2 protein-coding genes are annotated in these 565 nt (G+C 40.5%); both read right to left on the bottom strand.

Going from position 1 to position 565, the window contains the following annotated elements:
* Positions 1 to 209 (bottom strand): HypC/HybG/HupF family hydrogenase formation chaperone (locus M595_RS28425; RefSeq protein ID WP_023069995.1); only part of this gene is annotated, 209 nt, incomplete at its 3' end.
* Positions 210 to 247: 38 nt separating this feature from the next.
* The coding region (locus M595_RS28420) for a Kae1-like domain-containing protein (RefSeq protein WP_023069996.1) at positions 248 to 565 on the bottom strand (318 nt) is incomplete at its 5' end.

The following is a 565-nucleotide window of genomic DNA, read 5'->3' as shown; positions in this document are numbered from 1 at the left end:
GTTTCTGCGGCTTCTTTTTCATCAATTCGGTTCATGGCAAAACCCACATGAACTAACACCCAATCCCCAACGCAAGACTCAACGGGGTGAGTTTCATCGACGATACAAGCAATATTAACCTGTCGTTTTACACCCGCAATATTAACCATTGCTAACTTGTTGGTGGTGTCGGTAATTTCAGTAATTTGACCGGGAATTCCTAAACACATTTTTTTTTGTAATCTAAACAATAGGATTGAAAAAACGTTTATTCTTCTTTTAGTTTAGCAGATGCAATCACGGCTTGTCCGAGAGAGAGTCCGCCATCATTAGAAGGAACTTGACTGTGCGTTAAAACTTCCAAATTCTTAGACATTAAGCGCTCGCGAACTTGAGTCAGTAAAATTTGATTTTGAAACACACCTCCTGTTAAAATAACTTGATGAAACTCCGTTTCAAAACTTAACCGTTCAACCATTGTTGATATAGCTTCAGCTAACCCGAAATGAAACTTCGCCGCCATCATCCCCACTGGAAGATTTTGTCGCAAGTCTGCTAACAAAGCTGACCACATCGGACGAGGTTC

It is taken from the genome of Lyngbya aestuarii BL J (assembly GCF_000478195.2).
Lineage (GTDB): Bacteria > Cyanobacteriota > Cyanobacteriia > Cyanobacteriales > Microcoleaceae > Capilliphycus > Capilliphycus aestuarii.
This window is presented reverse-complemented; position numbering and strand designations above follow the sequence as displayed.